General features: G+C 39.6%; 1 protein-coding gene. It reads left to right on the top strand.

What is annotated here, in order from left to right:
* The coding region (locus tag OM075_RS25425) for a cadherin repeat domain-containing protein (protein ID WP_301193368.1) at positions 1–584 on the top strand (584 nt) is incomplete at both ends.

Here is a 584-nt window from a genome sequence, read left to right as displayed (position 1 = left end):
GATGGCGAGACCATCAGCTACTCAATCACCGCAGGAAATGGGGATGGTATCTTTGGAATCAATTCATCTACAGGAGCCATCACAGTAGTAAACAACAGCAAGCTAGATTATGAAACAACAACTTCATATAGCCTAACTGTAGAGGCTACAGATGGAACAAACACTGATAATGCAATTGTTTCTATTAGTGTAACGAATGTGAATGATAACAGTCCATCTATTTCAAATGCCTCAGCAACGATAGCAGAAAACGCATCGAACAATAGTGCTGTGGTAAATATTGATGATGACAATACGTCTTCAGACCTGGATGCAGATGGCGAGACTATCAGTTACTCAATCACAGCAGGAAATGGCGATAGTATTTTTGGAATCAATTCATCGACAGGAGCTATCACCGTAGTTAACAACAGCAAGTTGGATTATGAAACAACCACATCGTATAGTTTAACTGTACAGGCTACTGATGGAACCAATACAGATAATGCAACTGTTTCTATTACTGTAACAAACGTAAATGACAACAGTCCTGTAATTTCAAATGCCTCAGCAACGATTGCAGAAAACGCATCGAACAATAGTGC

Source organism: Plebeiibacterium sediminum, from assembly GCF_026013605.1.
Lineage (GTDB): Bacteria > Bacteroidota > Bacteroidia > Bacteroidales > Marinilabiliaceae > Saccharicrinis > Saccharicrinis sediminus.
This window is presented reverse-complemented; position numbering and strand designations above follow the sequence as displayed.